Annotated in this window: 21 protein-coding genes; 17 read left to right on the top strand and 4 right to left on the bottom strand. The window is 62.9% G+C overall.

The annotated features are described in order from the left end of the window. Positions 1–3 precede the first annotated feature (3 nt). The gene (hutU, locus tag BN1123_RS18955) at positions 4–1,734 is read left to right on the top strand and encodes a urocanate hydratase (protein ID WP_042029011.1); all 1,731 of its coding nucleotides are present in this window, start codon (positions 4–6) and stop codon (positions 1,732–1,734) included. Beyond that, a complete protein-coding gene (hutH, locus tag BN1123_RS18960; protein ID WP_042029013.1) occupies positions 1,727–3,259 on the top strand; it encodes a histidine ammonia-lyase in 1,533 nt (510 codons plus the stop codon). Before hutU ends, hutH begins: the two co-directional genes overlap by 8 nt. 66 nt (positions 3,260–3,325) lie before the next feature. On the opposite strand, the gene BN1123_RS18965 is transcribed toward hutH, so the two are convergent. The 3 genes from BN1123_RS18965 to BN1123_RS21540 all read right to left on the bottom strand — a co-directional run bounded on the left by BN1123_RS18965 (position 3,326) and on the right by BN1123_RS21540 (position 6,606). Continuing rightward, positions 3,326–4,423: a calcium:cation antiporter gene (locus BN1123_RS18965; protein ID WP_042029014.1), complete on the bottom strand. Its 1,098-nt coding sequence runs from the start codon at positions 4,421–4,423 to the stop codon at positions 3,326–3,328. Between the two features lie 195 nt (positions 4,424–4,618). Next, positions 4,619–6,106 carry an EAL domain-containing protein gene (locus tag BN1123_RS18970; RefSeq protein ID WP_042029095.1) on the bottom strand — a complete coding sequence of 496 codons (1,488 nt, stop codon included), beginning with the start codon at positions 6,104–6,106 and terminating at the stop codon, positions 4,619–4,621. A 329-nt stretch (positions 6,107–6,435) separates the two neighbouring features. Continuing rightward, complete coding sequence (locus tag BN1123_RS21540) at positions 6,436–6,606, bottom strand: hypothetical protein (protein ID WP_156130737.1); 171 nt, start codon at positions 6,604–6,606, stop codon at positions 6,436–6,438. A 66-nt stretch (positions 6,607–6,672) separates the two neighbouring features. On the opposite strand from BN1123_RS21540, the gene BN1123_RS18975 reads away from it, so the two are divergent. After that, positions 6,673–8,601, top strand: coding sequence for an EAL domain-containing protein (locus BN1123_RS18975; protein ID WP_042029015.1), 1,929 nt, complete (start codon positions 6,673–6,675; stop codon positions 8,599–8,601). A 21-nt stretch (positions 8,602–8,622) separates the two neighbouring features. On the opposite strand, the gene BN1123_RS18980 is transcribed toward BN1123_RS18975, so the two are convergent. After that, positions 8,623–9,549, bottom strand: coding sequence for a 1-aminocyclopropane-1-carboxylate deaminase/D-cysteine desulfhydrase (locus BN1123_RS18980; protein ID WP_042029017.1), 927 nt, complete (start codon positions 9,547–9,549; stop codon positions 8,623–8,625). An 86-nt stretch (positions 9,550–9,635) separates the two neighbouring features. Between BN1123_RS18980 and BN1123_RS18985 the strand changes: the two genes are divergently transcribed. The 14 genes from BN1123_RS18985 to BN1123_RS19050 all read left to right on the top strand — a co-directional run bounded on the left by BN1123_RS18985 (position 9,636) and on the right by BN1123_RS19050 (position 21,841). Then, positions 9,636–10,502: a hypothetical protein gene (locus BN1123_RS18985; protein WP_026455889.1), complete on the top strand. Its 867-nt coding sequence runs from the start codon at positions 9,636–9,638 to the stop codon at positions 10,500–10,502. Continuing rightward, positions 10,502–11,095, top strand: coding sequence for a PilN domain-containing protein (locus tag BN1123_RS18990; protein ID WP_042029019.1), 594 nt, complete (start codon positions 10,502–10,504; stop codon positions 11,093–11,095). Before BN1123_RS18985 ends, BN1123_RS18990 begins: the two co-directional genes overlap by 1 nt. Continuing rightward, positions 11,095–11,742: a type 4a pilus biogenesis protein PilO gene (pilO, locus tag BN1123_RS18995; protein ID WP_042029020.1), complete on the top strand. Its 648-nt coding sequence runs from the start codon at positions 11,095–11,097 to the stop codon at positions 11,740–11,742. Before BN1123_RS18990 ends, pilO begins: the two co-directional genes overlap by 1 nt. Beyond that, positions 11,735–12,064, top strand: a complete 330-nt coding sequence (locus BN1123_RS19000) for a SctD/MshK family protein (protein ID WP_042029021.1) — start codon at positions 11,735–11,737, stop codon at positions 12,062–12,064. Before pilO ends, BN1123_RS19000 begins: the two co-directional genes overlap by 8 nt. 66 nt (positions 12,065–12,130) lie before the next feature. Continuing rightward, entirely contained in the window at positions 12,131–13,864 is a 1,734-nt protein-coding gene (mshL, locus tag BN1123_RS19005) for a pilus (MSHA type) biogenesis protein MshL (RefSeq protein WP_042029022.1), read from the top strand. 92 nt (positions 13,865–13,956) lie between these two features. Further along, positions 13,957–14,847, top strand: coding sequence for an ExeA family protein (locus BN1123_RS19010; RefSeq protein WP_042029023.1), 891 nt, complete (start codon positions 13,957–13,959; stop codon positions 14,845–14,847). Continuing rightward, positions 14,844–15,935 (top strand): tetratricopeptide repeat protein, encoded by a 1,092-nt coding sequence (locus BN1123_RS19015; RefSeq protein WP_042029024.1) that lies wholly within the window; start codon positions 14,844–14,846, stop codon positions 15,933–15,935. Before BN1123_RS19010 ends, BN1123_RS19015 begins: the two co-directional genes overlap by 4 nt. 33 nt (positions 15,936–15,968) lie before the next feature. Next, positions 15,969–17,678, top strand: a complete 1,710-nt coding sequence (gene mshE / locus BN1123_RS19020) for an MSHA fimbrial ATPase MshE (RefSeq protein ID WP_042029025.1) — start codon at positions 15,969–15,971, stop codon at positions 17,676–17,678. Positions 17,679–17,681: 3 nt separating this feature from the next. Continuing rightward, positions 17,682–18,902 carry a type II secretion system F family protein gene (locus tag BN1123_RS19025; protein WP_042029026.1) on the top strand — a complete coding sequence of 407 codons (1,221 nt, stop codon included), beginning with the start codon at positions 17,682–17,684 and terminating at the stop codon, positions 18,900–18,902. Between the two features lie 145 nt (positions 18,903–19,047). Further along, the gene (locus tag BN1123_RS19030) at positions 19,048–19,512 is read left to right on the top strand and encodes a hypothetical protein (protein ID WP_042029097.1); all 465 of its coding nucleotides are present in this window, start codon (positions 19,048–19,050) and stop codon (positions 19,510–19,512) included. 73 nt (positions 19,513–19,585) lie between these two features. Continuing rightward, positions 19,586–20,257: an MSHA fimbrial major subunit MshB gene (gene mshB, locus BN1123_RS19035; protein ID WP_026455899.1), complete on the top strand. Its 672-nt coding sequence runs from the start codon at positions 19,586–19,588 to the stop codon at positions 20,255–20,257. Between the two features lie 14 nt (positions 20,258–20,271). Next, positions 20,272–20,751, top strand: coding sequence for a prepilin-type N-terminal cleavage/methylation domain-containing protein (locus BN1123_RS19040; RefSeq protein WP_042029027.1), 480 nt, complete (start codon positions 20,272–20,274; stop codon positions 20,749–20,751). A 57-nt stretch (positions 20,752–20,808) separates the two neighbouring features. Then, positions 20,809–21,294, top strand: coding sequence for a type II secretion system protein (locus BN1123_RS19045; protein ID WP_042029028.1), 486 nt, complete (start codon positions 20,809–20,811; stop codon positions 21,292–21,294). Next, entirely contained in the window at positions 21,281–21,841 is a 561-nt protein-coding gene (locus BN1123_RS19050; RefSeq protein ID WP_042029029.1) for a type IV pilus modification PilV family protein, read from the top strand. The genes BN1123_RS19045 and BN1123_RS19050 overlap by 14 nt, the downstream gene beginning before the upstream one ends. The last annotated feature ends 46 nt before the right edge of the window (positions 21,842–21,887 follow it).

Raw genomic sequence — 21,887 nt, forward strand, 5'->3', positions numbered from 1 at the left:
TCTATGTCCCTGCAACACCAGGATCCCCGCTCTGATTCCAGAACGGACCCGAGCCGCGTGATCCGCGCCCCGCACGGCAGCAAACTGACCGCCAAGAGCTGGCTCACCGAAGCGCCCCTGCGCATGTTGATGAACAACCTGGATCCGGACGTGGCGGAGCATCCCCAGTCTCTGGTGGTGTACGGTGGCATCGGCCGCGCCGCTCGCAACTGGGCCTGCTACGACAAGATCGTCGAGGTGCTGACTCGCCTCGAGGACGACCAGACCCTGCTGGTGCAGTCGGGCAAGCCGGCGGGGGTGTTCCAGACCCACAAGGACGCCCCGCGGGTGCTGATCGCCAACTCCAACCTGGTACCGCACTGGGCCAACTGGGAGCACTTCAACGAGCTCGATAAGAAGGGCTTGATGATGTACGGCCAGATGACCGCCGGCTCCTGGATCTACATCGGCACCCAGGGCATAGTGCAGGGCACCTACGAGACCTTCTTCGCGGTGGCCAACCAGCACTTCAACGGCGAGCCGAAGGGGCGCTGGATCCTGACCGGGGGCCTCGGCGGCATGGGCGGCGCCCAGCCCCTGGCGGCCACCATGGCCGGCTTCTCCATGATCGCCGTGGAGTGCGACGAGACTCGCATCGATTTCCGCCTGCGCACCCGCTACGTCGACAAGAAGGCCCACACCCTGGATGAGGCGCTGGCCATGGTCGAAGAGGCGAAGCAGAGCGGCAGCGCTGTCTCGGTCGGCCTGCTCGGCAACGCCGCCGACGTGTTCGCAGAATTGGTGGCCCGTGGCATCACCCCGGACGTGGTGACCGACCAGACCTCCGCCCACGACCCGATCCACGGCTACCTGCCCCAGGGCTGGAGCGTGGCCCAGTGGCGCGACCTGCAACAGAGCGCGCCGCAAGAGGTTAACGTGGCCGCTCGCCGCTCCATGGCGCGCCAGGTCGAGGCCATGCTGGCCCTGCAGGCCCGCGGCGCCGCCACGCTCGACTATGGGAATAACATCCGCCAGATGGCGCTGGAGGAGGGGGTCGAGCACGCCTTCGACTTCCCCGGCTTCGTCCCGGCCTATATCCGTCCGCTGTTCTGCCAGGGAATCGGCCCGTTCCGCTGGGTGGCCCTCTCCGGCGATCCGGAAGATATCTACAAGACCGATCAGAAGGTCAAGGAGCTGATCCCGGACGATCCCCACCTGCACAACTGGCTCGACATGGCCCGTGAGCGCATCGCCTTCCAGGGCCTGCCGGCACGGATCTGCTGGGTCGGCCTGAAAGATCGGGTACGTCTGGGACTGGCCTTCAACGAGATGGTGAGAAACGGTGAACTGAAAGCCCCCATCGTCATCGGCCGCGACCACCTGGATTCGGGCTCGGTGGCGAGCCCGAACCGCGAGACCGAGTCCATGATGGACGGCTCCGACGCCGTCTCCGACTGGCCGCTGCTCAACGCCCTGCTCAACACAGCAGGCGGCGCGACCTGGGTGTCGCTGCACCACGGTGGCGGGGTCGGCATGGGCTTCTCCCAGCACTCCGGTGTGGTGATCGTCTGTGACGGTAGCGATGATGCGGCTCGCCGCGTCGGCCGGGTGCTGCGCAACGACCCGGGTACCGGGGTGATGCGTCACGCCGACGCCGGTTACGAGATTGCCATCGAATGTGCCCGCGAGCAGGGGCTGGATCTGCCGATGATCGACGGCGCCGACGGCGTCAAGAAGGTGAACCAAGATGTTTGAACTGACCATTACCCCGGGCGAGCTGGATCTCGCCACCCTGCGCCGCGTCAGCCGTGAGCCGGTCCACCTCTCCCTGAACCCGGCCGCCCTGCCGGCGATCCAGGCTTCCGCCGACACCGTCTCCCGGGTGATCGAACAGGGCCGCGTGGTGTACGGCATCAACACCGGCTTTGGTCTTCTGGCCAACACCCGGATCCCGGTGGATCAGCTCGACGAGCTGCAGCGCTCCATCGTGCTCTCCCATGCCGCCGGCATCGGCGAGTACATGTCCGACGCCACCGTGCGCCTGATGATGGTGCTCAAACTCAACTCGCTCGCCCGTGGCTTCTCCGGCATCCGCCCCCTGGTGCTCGAGGCCCTGATGAAGCTGGTCAACGCCGGCGTCTATCCCCTGGTGCCGAAGAAGGGCTCCGTCGGTGCCTCCGGCGACCTGGCTCCCCTGGCCCATATGAGCTGCCTGTTGATCGGTGAAGGCAAGGCCCGCCACGACGGGCGCGAGATCGCCGCGGCAGAGGCCCTGCGCATCGCCGGGCTTGAGCCCATCGCCCTGGCGCCGAAAGAGGGACTGGCCCTGCTTAACGGCACCCAGGCGAGCACCGCCTTTGCCCTGGAGGGGCTGTTCCACGCCGAGGATCTGTTCGCCGGTGCCACCGTCATCGGCGCCATGAGCGTCGAGGCGGCGCTGGGCAGCCGCCGTCCGTTCGATGCCCGCATCCACGCGGTGCGCGGCCAGCGCGGGCAAGAAGACGCGGCCACCTGCTACCGCCACCTGCTCGGGGATCTCAGCGAGATCGGCATGTCCCACCACAACTGCGAGAAGGTGCAGGATCCCTACTCCCTGCGCTGCCAGCCCCAGGTGATGGGCGCCTGCCTGACCCAGATCCGCCAGGCCGCCGAGGTACTGGTGTGCGAGGCCAACTCGGTCTCCGACAACCCCTTGGTGTTTGCCGATGACGAGGAGATCATTTCCGGTGGCAACTTCCACGCAGAACCCGTGGCTTTCGCCGCCGACAACCTGGCGCTGGCCATCGCCGAGATCGGCTCCCTGTCCGAGCGTCGCATGGCCCTGCTCATCGACTCGCGCATGTCGGGCCTCCCCCCCTTCCTGGTCAACAATGGGGGCGTGAATTCCGGCTTTATGATCGCCCAGGTCACCTCGGCGGCGCTCGCCTCCGAGAACAAGACCCTGGCCCACCCGGCCTCGGTGGACAGCCTGCCCACCTCCGCCAACCAGGAAGACCACGTCTCCATGGCCACCTTCGCCGGTCGCCGGCTGGCGGACATGGCCGAGAATACCCGCGGCATCCTGGCGGTCGAGCTGCTGGCTGCCGCCCAGGGGCTGGATTTCCGTGCCCCGCTGCGCGCCAGTGAAGGGGTGGAAGCGGCCAAGGGACGCCTGCGCGCCCACGTGCCCTTCTACGACAAGGACAGGTACTTCGCCCCGGACATCGAGGCGGCGGCGAGCCTGCTTGGCACCGCCAGCTACAACGATCTGCTGCCGGCCGGCATGTTGCCCAGCCTCTAAGCGGTCACTCCGCTCATAACAAAAGACCGCCTATCGGGCGGTCTTTTTCATATCCGGGGCACGGTGTCAGCTGTGCTCGAACATCAGAAACAGATAAACCACGAACAGCACCAGGTGGGTAGCCCCGTGCAGGGCGTGGGTGCGGCCGCTGCTGAAGGTGACCTTGCACACCATCAGGGTGGTGACCAGCAGCACCATATCGGCAGGGGCGAGCCCCAGGCGCACCTCCTGTCCCATCAGGGAACCAATAAAGAGCACGGCCGGCACTGTGAGGGCGATGGTGGCCAGCACGGAACCGAAATAGAGGTTCATGGCCCGTTGCAGTTGGTTGTTGAAGGCCGCCTTGATGGCGCCCACCGCCTCGGGGGCCAGCACGATACAGGCGACGATGAAGCCGCCCAATGCCGCCGGGGCCTCCATCACCTGTACCCCGTGGTTGATGGGGATGGCCAGCGTCTTGGCCAGCAGGATCACCACCACCAGGTAGGCCAGCAGCAGCAGGGTGTGGTAGACGTTGCTCTTCAGCGGGCCATGGTGCTCCTCGTGATCCGCGTGGTCGCCATCGACGAAGAAGTGGCTGTGGCTGCGGGTCTGGATCAGCAGAAAGACCCCGTAGAGCAGCACGGAGACGATGATCAGCATCCAGGACATGGCGCGTGACAGACTGCCGGCGTTGCCTCCCTCGGTGAAGTTGGGCAGCACCAGGCAGAGCAGGGCCAGAGGAATGATGGCCACCAGATAGGATTTGATTCCGTCCAGATTGAAGTTCTGGGTGTGGTAGCGCCAGCCGCCAAACAGCAGGGTGAAGCCCACCAGACCGTTGGTCACCAGCATCACCACCGCAAACATGGTGTCGCGGGCCATGGTGGGGTTGGGTTCACCGGTCAGCATCACCGAGGAGATCATCACCACCTCCAGCGATATGACCGACAGAGTCAGGATCAGGGTACCGAAGGGCTCGCCAAGCTTGATGGCGAGGGCATCGGAGTGGCGCACCACGGAGAAGATGGCCCAGGTGACGACGGCCAGCAGCCCCAGTGACACCGGCAGATAGAGCCCGAGCGGCGTTGTCTCTGTCAGCAGGTCGCTGCCTGCCGTCTTGAAAAAGAGCAGGGTCAGCAGGCCGACGGGCAGGGCAATCTCTTGCCGGATAAATGACTTCATGGGCAAGGGTCCTCTTGCGGGGGGTCGTATGACCGGGGAAACAGGCGCGCAACGGCCGGTTGCGCGTGAGTTGGCCCGGTATGATAAAGGCTGTCCGTCACTGGAGCGGGATCATTTTGTTGCGAAATGTAACTGTGTGGAGTGAAGAGGGAAGAGTGGCTCGCGGTGCGGAGGCCACGAGCCGACGAAGAAGGATCAGGCTGCATGTTCCCCTCCCTGGGGATGATCAAGCAGCCACTCCTCCTGCCAGCGCAGCAGGGCCGACAGGGGAATGGGTTTGGCGAACAGATATCCCTGCAGCAGATAGACGCCTCTCTGGCTCAGGTAATCGGCCTGAAGCTGGGTTTCCACCCCTTCCGCAATCATCTCCATGCCAGACTCCCGGCCCGAGGCGATGATGGCATCCAGCACGCTGCGCTTGAGGTCGTGGGTGCCTATGGTATCGACGAACATCTTGTCGATCTTGATCTGGCGGATCCCCAGCCGCTGCAGATAGGCAAAGCCGCCGTAGCCGGTACCGAAGTCGTCCAGCTTGAAGCGATAACCCATCTGATGCAGCGCGGTGATCTCGTGAGTCGCCGCCTGGATATTGGTGATGGGTTTGCGTTCGGTCAGCTCGAAGAGCAGGCGGTCGGGAAAGGGGGTATCGTGCTGTAGCAGCAGGTTGCGCAGCAGGGGGCGTTCGATATGGGCCGCCACCAGGTTGACGCTGACCCACTGCCCCTCGGCCAGCTGTGGCAGATCGCGGAGCACCTGCTCCAGCAGTTGTTCGGTCATCGGCAGGATCAGCCCCTGGGCCTCCGCATAGTCGATGAAGGTACCCGGTGGCAGCAACTCTCCCCTGTGTTGCCAGCGCAGCAGCGCCTCGAAGCCGACCACCTGCTGGCTGCGACTGTCCACTATGGGTTGGTAGAAGGGGATGAACTCCCGCCGTGTCACACCATTTTGCAACATTCCCTTCAGAGAGTGGCGGTAGCTGCGCAGCAACCAGTAGGTGGCGTTGAACAGGAGGCCCAGTGCGCAGCCGAGCCAGAGGGCATATTGCCGGGTCTGGAGCAGGGCGTAGTGGGCGAGGGTTTTTCCAGCCCAGACGGTCTGCTTGGTGAGAGCGCCCGTTTCCTGGAAGCTCAGGCAGCGGTTGTCCGGTTCCGCCTTGATGGACTTGTCGCCGCGGGGGAGGATCATGGGGGGTGCGGCGGGGTCTCGCTGGCTGAACTCGAGGTAGAAACACTGGGGGCAGGGGTGTTGCAGCAGATCGTGGCTCCAGCTGTTGTCCAGCACCCAGTAAACGATGTTGTCTTTGACATGGTAATAGGCGATCAGCTCCTGTTCCGTGTCGTCATAGGCCGCAGTGACGGTCAGGCCCGCTTTGCCTGGCAGCTTGCCGCTGCGCTTTGCCTCGCTGATGAGGGAGAGGCCAGGCCCCAGGCTGGAGCAGCTGATACCGGACGCCAGCTCCAGTCCCTGCAGGCGCAGGTGGGTACTGTAAAAGCGGGGATCCCGCAGCAGGGCCATGTCTTGCTTGCCGCAATCGAAGTGGAATTGCTGCAACTGGGCACTGAGCGCAGTATCCAGAATCTGGTGGCGTGCCCTTATCGCCTCCCTGATCTCCCCGGCTTTTTGCTCGAGCAGGTGGCGTGCCACGAGATCGCTGAACCAGGGGCTGAGGGGTTGGCTGATCATGAGGGGGGTGGCAAACAGCAGCAAGCTGATCCAGAGGGGAGAAATGCGTAACACGGGTTACCTGCCAGATTGGACGAGACGCAAATGGGTTGCGTCATCTTAGCGCATTAGCAGAATCAACTTGAGACTGATGTATCAGATTTGAGGTTGCCGTTTGTAACTCACTGTAAGAAAACGATTTTTAGGACTTGATTGAGTTTGATTTAATCGATGACCTGTCATAAGTGACAATTGCCTGGCTTATCCGAAACGCATTAAAGTAGCCCTGCGGTTTGACTCACCGTGTGTTCAATACTCCTGTATCTGTTTTTTGTCAGTAGCACAGAGTGTTAGTTTTGATATTTTGATATGAGTGTTCCTTTTGGTCCCTTTTCAGGGACCATTTTTCTCTCTGTCACTTCTCCTTTCTCCGGGCCTGCAGCCCACCATCTTTGGTATTCTTCCGGCACCTTGGTTATGCTCCCTGCGGCGTAAATTGCAGAAGCGGGATCTTCATCCATAGCTGCGGCGTGATCCCCACTGCTACCATGAGGCCACAAGGATGGTCCGGGCATACGGAAAAGCACATGAAACTGACTACACAGCTTGTCTCATTCATCACCCTGTGCGTGATCGCCGCCATGGCGACCGTGCTCATCGGCGGGGTCTTCAGCTTTCGTGAACTGGGCATGGAGCTGCAACAGAAGAAGGTCGACGCCCTGGTCGAGGTGATCGACGAGCAGCTGGATGTCAGCCAGAACGTGGATGCGATGAGCAACTGGCTGCCCACCCTGCTGCGGGCCGCCCATGTGGTCGAGCTGGAAGTGCGCCAGAACGATCAGCGGGTCTACTGGTTTCGCGATGTGCAACGCCCGGTCGATGAACAGCTACTGCTCTCCTATAGTCATTCGCTTCCTCACCAGGCCGGCATGCAGGCCAATTTCCGGCTCGAACGTCCCTTCAAGGAGGTGGAGTACTCCATCGAGGCGATGTCGGGCATCTCGTTTGGCATCTTCATCGTGGTGTTCGGTCTCTGGTACTCCATCCGCTGGCTGCGCCAGCAGTTGCGGGGGGCCGAGTTGCTGGGGATTCGTGCCCAGCTGATCCTGGATGACAAGCTCTCCAAGCTGGCTCACGACCCGTCCGAGGAGTGGCCGGTGGCCGCCAGCCAGGCCCTCGATCATCTGCTGGCCGAGCTGGCCGATGCCCGCAAGGAGCGCAGCCGTTTCGACAACTTCATTCGCAGCAACGCCTTTGTCGACAAGATGACCGGCATCGGCAATCGCCTGTTTTTCGACAACCGGCTGGAGAGCGCCATCATGGAGGCGAGCGTGATGAGCGGCGGCGTGCTGCTTATCGATCTCGCCTGTCTGGAGGAGCTGGAGGCCGAACAGTACGAGCAGCTTGGCCCCGACCTGCTGGCTCAGGCGAGCGCAACCATAGGCGCCTTCGTGCGCAAGCACAGCGGCGCCCTGCAGGCGCGTTACGCCGGCCAGGTGTTTGCCGTGCTGCTGCCCAACATGTCCGAGAGCGAGATGGTGGATAGCGCCAGCCAGCTGCTCAAGAGCCTGCAGCGCCTGCATTGGCCGGACGAGGTCAACCCCGAGACCGCCGTCTATCTCGGCGCCGTTTGCTACCATTCCCAGGACAGCCTGCTCAAAGTGCAGGAGGAGGCCGAGCTGGCCCTCAAGAGCGCCCGCCTGCAGGGGCACAACGGCTGGTTCCTCTACGAGAAGCAACTGGAGGAGGAGCAGAGCAGCAAGGGCTCGGTGCGCTGGCGCACCCTGATTGGTCGTCGCCTCGAGGAACATGGCATCGACTTCTACACCCAGGCAATCCAGCAGGATCGCGGCCAGGTGGTATTGCAGCAGGAGCTGCTCACCTATCTCCACGATGAGCAGGGGCGCGCCCTGCCAGCCGGAGTCTTCATGCCGATGGCGGAGAAGGTGGGGATGCTGCTGCAACTGGATCGGCTGGTGGCGGAGCAGACCCTGCAGCTGCTGCGCCAGCGCGCCGAGCACAGCTGCCCCATCAGCCTGACCCTGAGCGCCCAGAGCCTGCTCCATCGCGAATTCCAGCGCTGGCTCTTCTTCGCCCTGTTCCAGCTGCCCCGCAGCACCAATGAACGGCTGGTGCTGCAGCTGTCGGAAGCTCAGGTCACCCGTCACTACGAGGCGCTCAAGCGGCCGCTGCGCTCCCTGCGCATGCTCGGCTGCCGCCTGGCCATCGACCACGCCGGCCAGGATGTGGTGAGCACCCAGTACATCAAGGAGTTCGAGATCAACTTCCTCAAGCTGCATCCCAGCCTGGTGCGGGAGATCCACACCCGCCAGGTCAACCAGATGGCGGTACGCAGCCTGGTGGGGGGCTGCGCCAACACCCCGACCCGGGTGCTGGCGGTGGGGGTGGAGAGCGAAGAGGAGTGGAAGATGCTGCGCCACCTCGGGGTGCACGCCGGTCAGGGGCCCTGGTTTGCCGCGCCGGAGCGGCTGCTGATAGAACCGGTCGGCGTCTGAGTCGGGCGGCGCGAGCCGCCGTCAGAGACGCCCCTGCTCCTTGAGCCCCGCCAGCCCCTGCAGGCCGCCGGTGTGGATGAAGACGATCCGGCAGCCGGCCGGGATACGGCCCGCTGCCAACTCGCGAAACAGTCCCCACATCGCCTTGCCGCTGTAGATGGGCTCGAGCGGCAGGCCGGTCTCGGCGCTGAAGGCCTGCACCCACTGCCAGAGCGCAGGGCTGAATCTGGCGTAGCCGCCGTCATGGTGATCCAGCGCGATCCGCCAGCCGGGCATCATGGCCGCGGCCGGGTAGAGCCGGCACACCTCGTCGGCGATGAAGCTGCCCCCCTTGAGCACGGCGATGGCAAGGATCTGTTCCGGATCCCGCTTGCCCGCGATGAGGCCGGCCAGGGTGCCACCGCTGGCACAGGGCAGCACCCAGAGATCCGGCGAGAAGGGGACTTCGTCGACCAGTTCGGCAACCCCCGGGATGGCTAGCGGGCTGCTGCCACCCTCCGGCACTATCAGGGTGTCTGCGGCCGCAAACCGGGCCAGCCACTCGGGGTCATGTCGCCTGCGGTAGGTCTGCCGGTCGACAAAGCGCAGGGCCATGCCCCAGCGGCTGGCATCCGTCAGGGTCGGGTTGCCGATGGCCTCCGGTTCGCCCCGGATGATACCGGTGGTGCGCAGCCCGTAGTGGTGGCCCGCCGCCGCCAGGGCATGGATGTGGTTGGAGTAGGCGCCGCCAAAGGAAAGCAGGTGCTGCTTGCCCTGTTCGCTGGCATGCTGCAGGTGATATTTCAGCTTGCGCCACTTGTTGCCCGAGATGGTCGGGTGGATCAGATCGTCCCGCTTGCACCAGAGTTCCACCCCGTAGTGGGCGAGCAGGGGATGCCGGATGGGGTGCAGTGACGATGGCTGGGGGCTGTCCCCCTCAGTTGCCAGGGGTGTAAGGCTGTCTTGCAAGGGTGAGTCCGTCTTTTGCTGGAGGCTAATTCTCTGTTTATGTTAAGATTTCATGCTTTTTGCCAATTAATGACGGGGCGGCTTACATGAAACAACTGTTCAAACGGTCAACGCCAAGTCGCCAGGTGGGGCTCCTGCTGGCCAATGACAGGATCATGCTGGCTGCCGTCGCCAATCCCCCCGTCTTCGCCACCCGGACCATCAACGGACCGCACGAGTGGGGCCAGGCCGTCAATGAACTGTTCAGTCGTCATGGCCTCGCCAAGTCTAAAGTGCGTGTCGCCCTGGCCGCCAGCCTTTATCAGCAGATCCAGATCGACAAGCCCGCCGTGCCCGAGGCCGAGATGGCCGGCGCCCTGCCCTGGGCCATCAAGGATTATGTCAGCGAACCCGTGCTGCAGCTCGCCATGGATTATGTCGACCTGCCCACGCCCCCTGCCGGTCAGCCGCGGATCAATGTGATCTGCCTGCCCAAGGGCCGGGTACAGCAGGTGGCGGAAGCCATCAACGGCGTCGCCACTCTGGATGCCATCGTCAGCGACGAGCTGGCACTCACCTCCCTCTACGAGGCCGACAAAGCGGTGCGCATGCTGCTGTGGCAACCCAGGGGGCAGGATCTGCAGCTGCTGGTGTTCCATCAGGGCGGACTCTGCTTCTCCCGCCAGCTGCGCGGCTTTGGGGCGCTGACCGGAGAACAGGAGGAGCCGGATGCCCTGCTGCTCGATACCCTGGCGCTGGAAATCCAGCGTTCCCTCGACTATCTGACCGGTCAGCTCAAGCTGCCGGAGCTGGGCCAGATGCAGCTGGCCATCGCCTCCTCCTTCATCGGTACCTTGGTGCGCCACATGGAACAGACCTTCGGCATGGCTGTCTCTGCCATGGCCAACAAGGCGGTGCTGGCGGGGGTCGAGTATTTGTCTGCCTATGCCGCCGCCATCGGGGAGGATGCGTGATGAAACGCCAGATCAACCTCTACGGCGCCGAGTTTCGTCCCAAACGCCAGTGGGCCAGCCTCAACCAGATGGCGCTGGCCTGGGGCGCCGGCCTGCTGCTGATCCTGCTGATGGCTGCCGTCTATGGCTGGCAGCAACAACAGGTCAGTCGGGCGTTGGCACAGGTCAATACCGAGCTGGCGCACAAACGTAGCGAGGCTCAGAGGCTCGATGCCGAGCTGGCACGCCATCAGGCCGATCCCCGCTTGCAACAGCGGCTCACCGGTCTGCAGGAGGAGTTGACTGCCAAGCAGGAGCTGATGCGCCAGCTGGGCAGCCTGAGCCTGCAAAAATCCCTGGGGTATGCCAGCGTGATGGCGGATCTGTCGCGGATCCGCAGCAGCAACCTCTCGCTGCAACGCATCGAAATCAACGAAGGGCGGTTCAATCTCTCCGGTTTTGCCGGGCGCAGCCAGGATGTGCCCGCCTGGGTCAATCGCTTCAAGCAGACTCCCAGTCTGGCGGGCCAGGAGTTTGGTGAACTGACCCTGAGCCGTGACAAGCAGGGTCGCCTGACCTTTCAGCTGAGCGGCATAGCGCGGGAGAAACCCTGATGACTCTGAAAGAACAGTGGCAGGCCTGGGGCCAGCGCATTGCCGCCCTGAGCCAGCGTGAACGGGTGCTGATCCTGCTGACCGGGCTGGTGGTGCTGGGGGCGGTTGGCTTCTATGGTTGGCTCGATGGCGCCGCGACCCGATTGCAGCAAGACCGCATGGCGCTGAATGCCGCCGAACGGGATCGCGAGATCATGGATCTGGAGAATCTCGGCAAGCAGGCTCGCCTCAAGCGGGATCCCGATCAGAGCGTTCGGGAACAGCTGGCGCGCACCGAGGATGAGCTGGCCCGGCTCGACGAGCGGCTCAAGGCCCAGACCGTGGATCTGATCCCGGCCCGCGAGATGCCGCAGGTGCTGGAGGCGCTGCTCTCCCGCTCTGCCAACCTGCACATGCTGGCCCTTAGTTCCTTGGAGCCGACCCCATTGATGGCTGGCGAGCAGAAGATCAATCTCTACAAGCACGGCATCCGGCTGCAGCTGGAAGGGGGCTATTTCGACGTGTATCAGTATCTCAAGGCACTCGAGGCCCTGCCGCGCCACTTTTACTGGAAGCGGTTCGACTACCAGGTGAAAGATTACCCGGGGGCCCTGGTGGAGATGGAGATCTACACCCTGAGCACCAGCAAGGAGTTCATTCGTGGCTAGATGGTTCCCATTGTGTTGTTGCCTGTTCGGAGCCCAGATCATGGCGCAGCCGACCGAGGTGTTGCAGGATCCCACGGCGCCGCTGGCGGAGATGGCCGGTGGCTCCGCGGCCAGCGGTCAGGGGAGTACCGGGTTGCCGAAATTGCAGAGCATAGTGCTGGGCAACGGTCCGGCGCTGGCGGTGCTCAACGGCAAGAGTTACCGGATAGGACAGCAGATCGAAGGATATACGCTGGTGGCCATCCAGGCCGATGGTGTCGTGCTCGAGAAGGCGGGAAAACGCCACGCGCTGACACTGTTTGCCAGCAAGGTTCGGGTTTAATCCTGGCGGCCCCACAGGGGCGCCGGGTTTATCGCATTTAATTGCAAGTCAGGGTGCATTGATTACATGAAAACACACCGTCTCTGTCTGATCGCCGTGGCCATGATGGCCGCCGGCTGTACCACGTATCGACACCCTGAGCCCACCCAGGCCAAGGACGCCCTCAAGCAGGCCATGAGCGAACAGCAGAAGCAGGCCGCCCCCCTGACCACCCTGCCCGAATCGGTGCAAAGCGAATTGCTGCAGCTGAACCGGCCGCAGACCCCCGTGCCCATGCCGGAAAAACGGCTGCGCATCGCCGCCCACGACGTGGAGGCAGTCGAGTTTTTCGGCTCCCTGTTCAAGGGATCCCGCTACAGTGTGGCGGTGCACCCCGGAGTCTCCGGGCTGGTCTCCGTTGAGCTCAAGGACGTCACCCTGCAGGAGGTGCTGGCGGTGGTGGGGGACATGTACGGCTTCGACGTGCAGCGCAAGGGCAACGTGTTTCACATCTACCCGGCCGGCCTGCGGACCGAGACCATTCCGGTCAACTATCTGATGATGTCCCGGCGCGGCCTCTCCCGTACCTCGGTCAGTACCGGCGGGGTCACCTCCAACGACAATAACAACAGCAATAACAACAGTTTCGACAGCGCCAACAGCAACAACACCAGCACCAGCAACTCGTCCGGCAGCAACGGCAACTCGGACAACAGCAACGGCACCCGTATCGAGACCGACACCAACAGTGACTACTGGACCGATCTGCGCACCTCTCTGGAGATGCTGATCGGCACCGGCGACGGCCGCGCCGTCATCACCAGCCCGCAGGCGGGTCTGGTGACCATTCGCGCCTATCCGAAGGAGCTCAAGGCGGTGCGCGAGTTCCTCAACCAGTCCGAGAGCCACCTCAAGCGCCAGGTGGTGCTGGAGGCGCGGATCCTGGAAGTAGCCCTCAGCGAGGGTTATGAACAGGGGGTGGACTGGAGCGGTCTGACCGCCAGCTGGGGTGGCAACAAGGGCATTCCGACGGTGGCCCAGCCTATCCTGACTGCGCCGGGTAGTACCCCTGCTTACAACTTGCTGAATGGTGCCGGTTCGCTGGGAACCAGCCTGGTTGGCGCGGCGAACCCCATATTCAAGGCGATTGGCGGTGGCGCCGGTTTCACCATCACGGATGGCAACTTCAACGTGGCGGTCAACCTGCTCAAGACCCAGGGGGATGTGAATACCCTCTCGAGCCCGCGGGTGACGGCGACCAACAACCAGAAGGCGGTGATCAAGGTGGGGACGGATGAGTATTTCGTCACCAACGCCTCGACCACCATCACCACCAACTCCTCCGGCGTCTCTGACAAGACTCCAAACGTGGAGCTGACCCCCTTCTTTTCTGGTATCGCGCTGGACGTGACGCCTCAGATCGACGAAGAGGGCAAGGTGTTGTTGCACATCCACCCCTCCGTCATCGACACCGAGGAGCAGAACAAGGTGATCGACATGGGGACCACGGGTGGCAAGCTGGAGCTGCCGCTGGCCAGAAGCTCCATTCGGGAGTCCGATACCGTGGTGCAGGCCAACAACGGCGACATCATCGTCATCGGCGGCTTGATGAAGACCGACAAGCAGGAGATCGTCAGCAAGGTGCCCCTGCTCGGCGACATTCCCTGGGTCGGCGAGGCCTTTACCAACCGCCGCGAGAGTACCAAGAAGGTGGAACTGGTGATCCTGCTCAAGCCGACCGTGGTGGAGAAGGAGACCTGGCAGAACGAGCTGCAGCGTTCCGCCGATCTGCTCGACAAATGGTATCCCCCCAAGGGTTGATGGCATGAGCGCGGATCCGGCTCTGTCCCATGGTCTGGTGCTGGCGGGTGGTCTGTTGCAGGCCGCCCGGCCCGGGCGCGGGAGCTGACGGCATGTACCTGGAATATTTCGGGCTGCAGGAGGCGCCGTTCGGCCTCACCCCCAATACCGGTTTTTACTACGGCCTGCCCCCACACGAGGAGGCGTTGCAGGTGCTCAACTGGGCGCTGTCGCAGGGGGAGGGCTTCATCAAGGTGACTGGCGAGGTGGGCACCGGCAAGACACTGCTGTGCCGCAAGTTGCTGGGGGAGCTGGGTTCGGAGGCGCATCCGGTGCGCATCGCCTGGTTGCCCAACCCACATCTCTCTCCGGCCGAGCTGCGCATCGCCCTGGCGCTGGAGCTGGGTCTGTCGGTGCACGATGGCAGCGAGCTGGATATCACGGATCGCATCCATCGCCACCTCATCGCCCTGCATCAGCAGGGGAGCCGGGTGGTGGTGCTGATCGACGAGGCCCAGGCCCTGCCGGACGAGACCCTGGAGGCGATCCGGCTGTTTGGCAACCTCGAGACCGAATCGAGCAAGCTGTTGCAGATAGTGCTGTTTGGCCAACCCGAGCTGGATAGCCGGCTCGGCAAGCCCCATCTGCGCCAGCTGCGCCAGCGGATCGGTTTCTCTTACTGCCTGCGGCCCCTGAGCCGGGATGAGACCCGCGCCTATCTGGAACACAGGTTGCAAGTCTCCGGCTATCGCGGCGCGCCGCTGTTCAGTCGCCGAGCACTGACGCTATTGTGGCGCGCTTCGCGCGGCGTGCCCCGACTTATCAACGTACTGGCGCAGAAGTGCCTGATGCTGGCCTATGGTCAGGGGGCGCGGCAGATAGCGCCGCGTCTGGTGCGCCTCGCTATCCGCGATACCGATGATGCGCGCAAGGGCGCCCCGGGTCGCTGGTGGCCCCTGTTACTGCTGCTGGGGTGCGCCCTGGCTTATGGAGTCTGGCAATGAGCGTGATCAACCAGATGCTCAAGGATCTGGAACAGCGCCAGCAAGGATCCGCGGGAGCTGCCGTCTATGTCGCACCGGCCCGCAAACAGGGCTGGTGGATGCTGCTATTGACCCTGCTCTGTGGCCTGGCCCTCGGGATCCTCGGTTGGCGCACCTGGATCTACTGGCAGCAGACCCGGGCTATGAGTGTGGTCAGTGAATCCGTGGCGGCGGATGTGGTGGCCCGGGTGGCACCGTTGCCAATGCTCGCGCCCGTCGAGCCGGAGCCCGCCGAGGTGGCGGCGACGCTGCCGTTGCCGCGTTCGGTCGCCGATGAGAATAGGGATGAAGAGCCGTATACCTTGTCCGAGCCCGCGTTTGATGAGGCTGATGAGGCCGGGGAAGGCGATGAACCTATGCTGAGCGATGAGGAGCTGCAGCCGGATCTGCATGCCGAGCTGGCCGCGGAACAGCAGGCGCTCATCAAGCCACCGCGTAAACCGGGCGTGCTGAAGATCGAAACCGTCGAGCTCTCCCCGCAGGAGCTGGCGGTGCTGGCCGAGCGCAAGGCGACTGTCGCCATGGCCAAGGGCAACCTGAGGGATGCCCAGGACAATTACTATCAGGTGCTGGAACACGATCCCCACAACCAGGGGGCGCGGGAGCAGCTGGCGGGTCTCCTCTATGGCGAGGGTCGGCTGGCCGAAGCCCGCCAGTTGCTGGAGGAGGGGCTCAGGTTTGAGCCCCAGCAGGCGGATTTTCGGCTCCTGCTAGCCCGCCTTGCCATCAGCGAGGGACAAAGGCAACAGGCGCTTGGCTGGCTCGCCGGTTATCAGCCGGAGCTGGCCGCCAATCTCGATTATTACGCCACCTGGGCCGGGCTGACCCAGGAGCTGGGACGCAACGCCGAGGCAGCAGAGCTCTATGTGAAGCTGCTGCGCCAGCAGCCGGATCAGGGGCGCTGGTGGCTCGGGCTGGGCGTGGCCGAGGATGGCCAGGGCCACAGCCAGCGGGCGCTGGACGCCTATCGCAACGCCCTGCTCCATGGCAATCTGGGTGAGGCTTCCACCAGCTGGCTGGAACAGCGCGTCGCCCAGCTCGCCCCCTGACGGGCGACACGGTCAATCAACTTCGGAGTTTCAATGGCACAACCCAGACTGAAAATGCGCCTCGGCGACCTGCTGGTTCAGGAGCAGATCATCTCGGATGATCAGTTGCAGCTCGCCCTGCAGCAGCAGCGTCAGACCGGCCGCAAGCTGGGCACTACCCTGATCGATCTCGGCTTCATCAGCGAAATGCAGTTGCTGCAGTTTCTCGCCCGCCAGCTGGATGTGCCCTTCTTCGATCTCAATAACCTCACCATAGACGCGGCGGCGGTGGCCCTGCTGCCGGAGGTGCAGGCTCGCCGCTATCGGGCGCTAGCGGTCAATCTCAGGGATGACAGGGTGACGGTGGCCATGTCGGATCCGGCGGATCTGAGCGCCATGGATGCCATCGCCGCCCTGCTCAGCCCCCGCGAGATGGTGCTGGCGGTGGCGCGGGAAGGCCAGCTGCTGGAGTATTTCGACCGCCTCTATCGCCGCACCCGCGAGATCGAGAGCTTCGCCGAGCAGTTGCAGGAGGAGTATCAGGACACCGGCTTCGAGCTGGGGGCCAGCAACCTGGGGGCGGCGGATGAGGGGGAGGCGACGGTAGCCAAGCTGCTGCGTTCCCTGTTTGAGGACGCGGTGCAGGTGGGGGCATCGGATATCCATATCGAGCCGGACGAGAAGGTGCTGCGTATCCGCCAGCGGATCGACGGCATCCTCCACGAAAACATCCTCAACGAGGTGCGCATCGCTCAGGCGCTGGTGCTGCGCCTCAAGCTGGTGGCGGGGCTCGACATCTCCGAGAAGCGCCTGCCCCAGGATGGCCGCTTCAACATGAAGGTGCGTGGCCGCGATGTGGACGTGCGGATCTCCACCATGCCTGTGCAATACGGTGAGTCGGTGGTGATGCGTCTGCTGGATCAATCCTCCGGCATCCTGTCGCTGACCGAGACCGGCATGCCGCCGGAGATCCTGACCCGCTTTCGCCGCCAGCTCAAACGTCCCCACGGCATGATCCTGGTGACGGGCCCGACCGGGAGCGGCAAGACCACCACCCTCTACGGCGCCCTCTCCGAACTCAATCAGGCGAGCCAGAAGATCATCACGGTGGAAGACCCGGTGGAGTATCGCCTGCCGAGGATCAGTCAGGTGCAGGTCAATCCCAAGATAGGGCTCACCTTCTCCCATGTGTTGCGCTCCACCCTGCGTCAGGATCCGGACATCCTGCTGGTGGGGGAGATGCGGGACAACGAGACGGTGGAGATAGGTCTGCGCGGCGCCATCACGGGTCACCTGGTGCTGACCACGTTGCACACCAACGATGCGGTCACCAGCGCCTTGCGCCTCATCGACATGGGGGCTCCCGGCTATCTGGTTGCGAGCGCGCTGCGGGCCGTGGTGGCCCAGCGCCTGGTGCGGCGGGTGTGCGAACACTGCGTCGAGGAGAAGGCGCCGGACGAGGGGCAGGCCACCTGGCTTACCGTGCTCTCCGGCGAAGCGCCCGGCCAGCACCGCTATCACAAGGGGCGTGGCTGCCAGAGCTGCAACTTCACCGGCTATTCCGGCCGGATCGGGGTCTACGAGCTGCTGGAGCTGGATCAGCCCATGATGGATGCCCTGCGCCGCAACGATGCGGAAGGATTCGCCAAAGCTGCCCGCGAACACGAACACTATCGGCCGCTGGCCCTGACCGCGCTCGATTATGCCCGCAAGGGGATCACCTCGGTGGATGAGGTGTTGAGGTTGGCCGAGGATCTGGGGTAAGCGATGGCCAACTTTGCCTACAAGGGACGCGACAGCCAGGGCAATGCCACCAGCGGCGTGGTGGAGGCCGCCAACGAGATGGCGGCAGCCGAGCAGCTGATGCGCCGCGGGGTGATGCCCACCGAGCTGAAAGCCAGCAAGGCCAAATCGGCGTCCATCGACTGGTCACTGTTGCTGGAGGGGGGCGTGCGGCTCGAGGAGCTGGTGATCTTCAGCCGCCAGATGTATGCCCTGACCCGGGCGGGGATCCCGATCCTGCGCGCCATCGCCGGGCTGGAGGAGAGCACCCACAGCAAGCCCCTCAAGCGGGCACTCCACGCGCTGGGGGAGGATCTGGGCAACGGCCGGCCGCTGTCGAGCTCGATGCAGGCCCATCCCAAGGTATTCAGCAGCCTGTTTGTCGCCATCATCCATGTGGGGGAGAACACGGGTCAGCTGGAGGAGGCCTTCCTCCAGCTCGCCACCTATTTCGAGCTGGAGCTGGAGACCCGCAAGCGGATCAAGACCGCCATGCGCTATCCCAGCTTCGTGCTGATCGCCATCGGTATTGCCATGGTGATCCTCAATGTCATGGTGATCCCGGTGTTTGCCGGCATGTTCGCCAAGTTCGGGGTGGAGCTGCCGCTGGCGACCCGGATCCTGCTCGCCACCTCCCACTTCTTCGTCCACTACTGGTGGCTGCTGCTCGCCATCCTCAGTGCCATGGTATTCGGCTGGCGGCGCTGGACCGCCAGTGAGCAGGGCAAGCTGACCTGGCACAGATGGCAGCTGAAACTGCCCATCGTCGGCACCATCATAGAGCGCTCCCTGCTGGCCCGTTTTGCCCGCAGCTTTTCCATGATGCTCAAGGCCGGGGTGCCGCTGAACACGGCGCTGACCCTGGTGGCCGACGCGGTGGACAACGCTTACATGGCGGGGCGGATCCGCGATATGCGGGCCGGCATTGAGCGGGGCGAAAGCCTGCTGCGCACCGCCGGTGGCAGCGGCCTGTTCACCCCGCTGGTGATGCAGATGATCGCCGTGGGGGAGGAGACAGGTCAGGTGGACGATCTGCTGCACGAGGCGGCCGAGTATTACGAGCGGGAGGTGGATTACGACCTCAAGAGCCTCACCGCCCGCATCGAGCCCATCCTGATCGGGATAGTGGCGGTCATGGTGTTGATCCTGGCGCTCGGTATCTTTACGCCCATGTGGGACATGATGCGGGCCGTTCGAGGTCAATAGGCTGCATCTTTACGGTCATATGGTGGGACATGATGGGCGCCGTTCGCGGTAAATAGACGCATCTTCACAGCCATAGGATGGGATATGTATTGCAAGTGGTGATGGAGTCGTCGCGGCAATGGATGGCCGGGGAGTGCGGGACGAGATGAGCAGGCAGTCACAACAGGATGAACGCTGGTTGAGCGGCTATCGGCTGGGGATCACCCTGATCCTGCTGATGATCATCGTCGCTAACCTGGTGCAGAACTATCAGGGCAACCGGGAGGAGGCGCAGCGGGTCACCCTCACCCTGCTCGGGGAGCAGTTTGCCGAGCGGGTACAGCGCTTGCACGGTCTCTGGCTCGACGAGCGACGGCCGTCACTGCTCCATGCCGGTGAGCTGACGTGGCAGTTTGATGAACGGGGTTGGCCGCTTGCGGTGATGCCGCCGCAATCTCCCTCCGGCAACTGCCGTCAGCTTTGGTTGACACTGGTCGGGGAGGCGGAGAGCGGCATGCCACCTCTGCAGTTTCTGGCCCGTCCGGATGGCAGCGGATGCGAAATTGGTTGGGACGGTTATTGGCTGATGTATCAATTTTCTGACGGGCGTGTGACGAAGCGCTCTGAATGAGGCCTGATAAATGGGTCAACTACATGATTTTTTTGAACTCACATGAAATAATAACGTCCATTTCGGAGGGAGTATGGCAATGAAATCAAGGGCATCAACAATCCCGCACAGAGGGATGGTGAAGCTGGCTGCCGGCTTCTCCCTGATCGAACTGGTGATCGTCATCGTGATCCTGGGGATCCTGGCGGTGACGGCGTTGCCACGCTTTCTCGACGTGACCGACGAGGCCAAGAAGGCGAGCGTGGAAGGGGTTTCTGGCGGCTTTGCCACCGGCGTGTCGCTGGTGCGGGCCCAGTGGGAGGCCGAGGGGCGTGCCAAGCAGGACGGGCTCAATACCGTGCTCTATGACGGTTCCCGCTTCTACCTGACCACGCCGACCGAGACCCAGATCAGCAATGGCGAGCTCTCGCCAGGCTATCCCATGGATACGTCCGCTGAGGGTGGCATCGATGTGGATCCGGCCAACCTGAGCGCCCAGCGCTGCCTCAAAATTTGGGAGGGGTTGTTGCAAAACCCGCCCAAGGCGACGGCAAGTTTCAGTGAAGTGCGCAGTAGTGGCAATGACCTGAAATATTATGTCAGCGTGACCAATAACGGTCTGGATTCGGTCTGCCGTTACTATCTGGTCAACAGCCTGAGCAAGGGCAGCGATGGCAAGTATCAGGATCCGCAGGGCAGCACGGATGCCTTTATGAGTTTCAGTTACCGTCCGGCCTCCGGCCAGGTGACCACCAACATCAATTAACAGAGGAAAATGAAATGAAAAAACAGGCGGGTTTTACCCTGATCGAGCTGGTCATCGTGATCATCATTCTGGGCATTCTAGCGGTGACTGCTGCACCCAAGTTCCTGAATCTGCAGGATGATGCCAAGAAAGCCGCAGCAGATGGCGTCCTGGCTGCAGTACAGAGCTCAGCTCAACTGGTCTATAGCAAGTCTGCGCTGGAAGGTGAAGAACGCTCTGATGATGCGGCAGTGTCAAGCTCTGATGGCACTTCTATCAAGACAGCTTATGGTTATCCCAAGGCTTCTGATGACGGTATCAAGCTTGCGGTAACTATTGATGGTTCTTGGAACGGCAGTGTGGTTGCAAATGCAACACCGGCTCAGTACCAGTTCAAAGCAGACAATGATTTGAAAAAAGATGCCAAGTGTGTGTTGTATACCGAAGCGAGTAGCACGGCTACAGCAACCTCTAAAATTGGTAAACTAGCAGCCGATAAAGGCGATTGCCAGTAACCTCTTGAATTAGCGAGGCTTCGGCCTCGCTTTCTCTTTCACCTGATGAGAAGACCCATGGCTGCAACCAAGGGCTTTACCCTGATTGAACTGGTCGTGGTGATCCTGCTGCTCGGGATTCTGGCCGCCTTTGCCGTGCCCAAATGGCTGGGCAAAGGCGGCGTTGAAACCCAAAGCCTGCGCGATGAACTGCTGACCCGGCTGCGGCTGGTACAGACAGTTAATATGCATGAACCCGCCGACCGCTGTACCCAGCTGGTGGTTGTCTCCCCCCGTTTTGCCCATCGTACCTATGCTAGCTGTCCTGCCAGCGATAACTTGAGCGGCTGGAGCGACAACATGTTGACTCGTGGCCGGCTGGTGAGCGCCTCGCAGGGCTTGCAATTTTCCTTGAACGGTAGCGGCAGTTTTGTGTTGCGCTTCGATCGGATGGGGCGCCCGCTGGGGGTTTGCAGCAATGGGTGCATAGTGCAGGTCAGTGATGGGCGGGAAACCGGTCGTATCCAGATCGAATCCGAGGGGTATATCCATGAGATCCCCTGAGCGCGGCTTTACCCTGATTGAGCTGATCGTTGGCATAGTGCTGCTGGCGGTGGCGCTGACCGGCATACTCGGGTTGCTTATCAACCAGGCCCCCAGGGCGGTGGATCCGGTACAGCAGGTGCGCGCCGCCCAACTGGCCCAGCGTCTTGCCGGCGAGATCCTGCAAAAGTCCTTCGATGAGCAGTCGGATCACAACGGTGGCCGCTACCGCTGTGGCGAGACGGTCACCGGTGTCACCATCCCGGCCTGCTCGACCAGCTATGGCCCGGACGGTGAACCGGCTCCCTACGCCTACAACGATGTGGATGACTTCGATACGGCAGGCAACTGGGTCGATGCCAATCGCTTCACCCAGACCTCGGCGGGCGTCAGTGGCGACGAGTACCCCAACTATCAGGTAAAGATCGCGGTGAGCGGCGTCGATTTCAGCGATGGCAGCTTTCAAAGCTGTAGCGAACCCTGCTCGGTGGGCAAACGTATCGAGCTGCAGGTACGGCTGCCCGATCGCAGCGTACTCGACTTCTCCCTCTATCGGGGGAACTACTGATGGGCAATCCGATATTCACGAGACACTCCGCAACCGGGTCGTGCAG

The organism is Aeromonas enteropelogenes, from assembly GCF_000819845.1.
GTDB lineage: Bacteria > Pseudomonadota > Gammaproteobacteria > Enterobacterales > Aeromonadaceae > Aeromonas > Aeromonas enteropelogenes.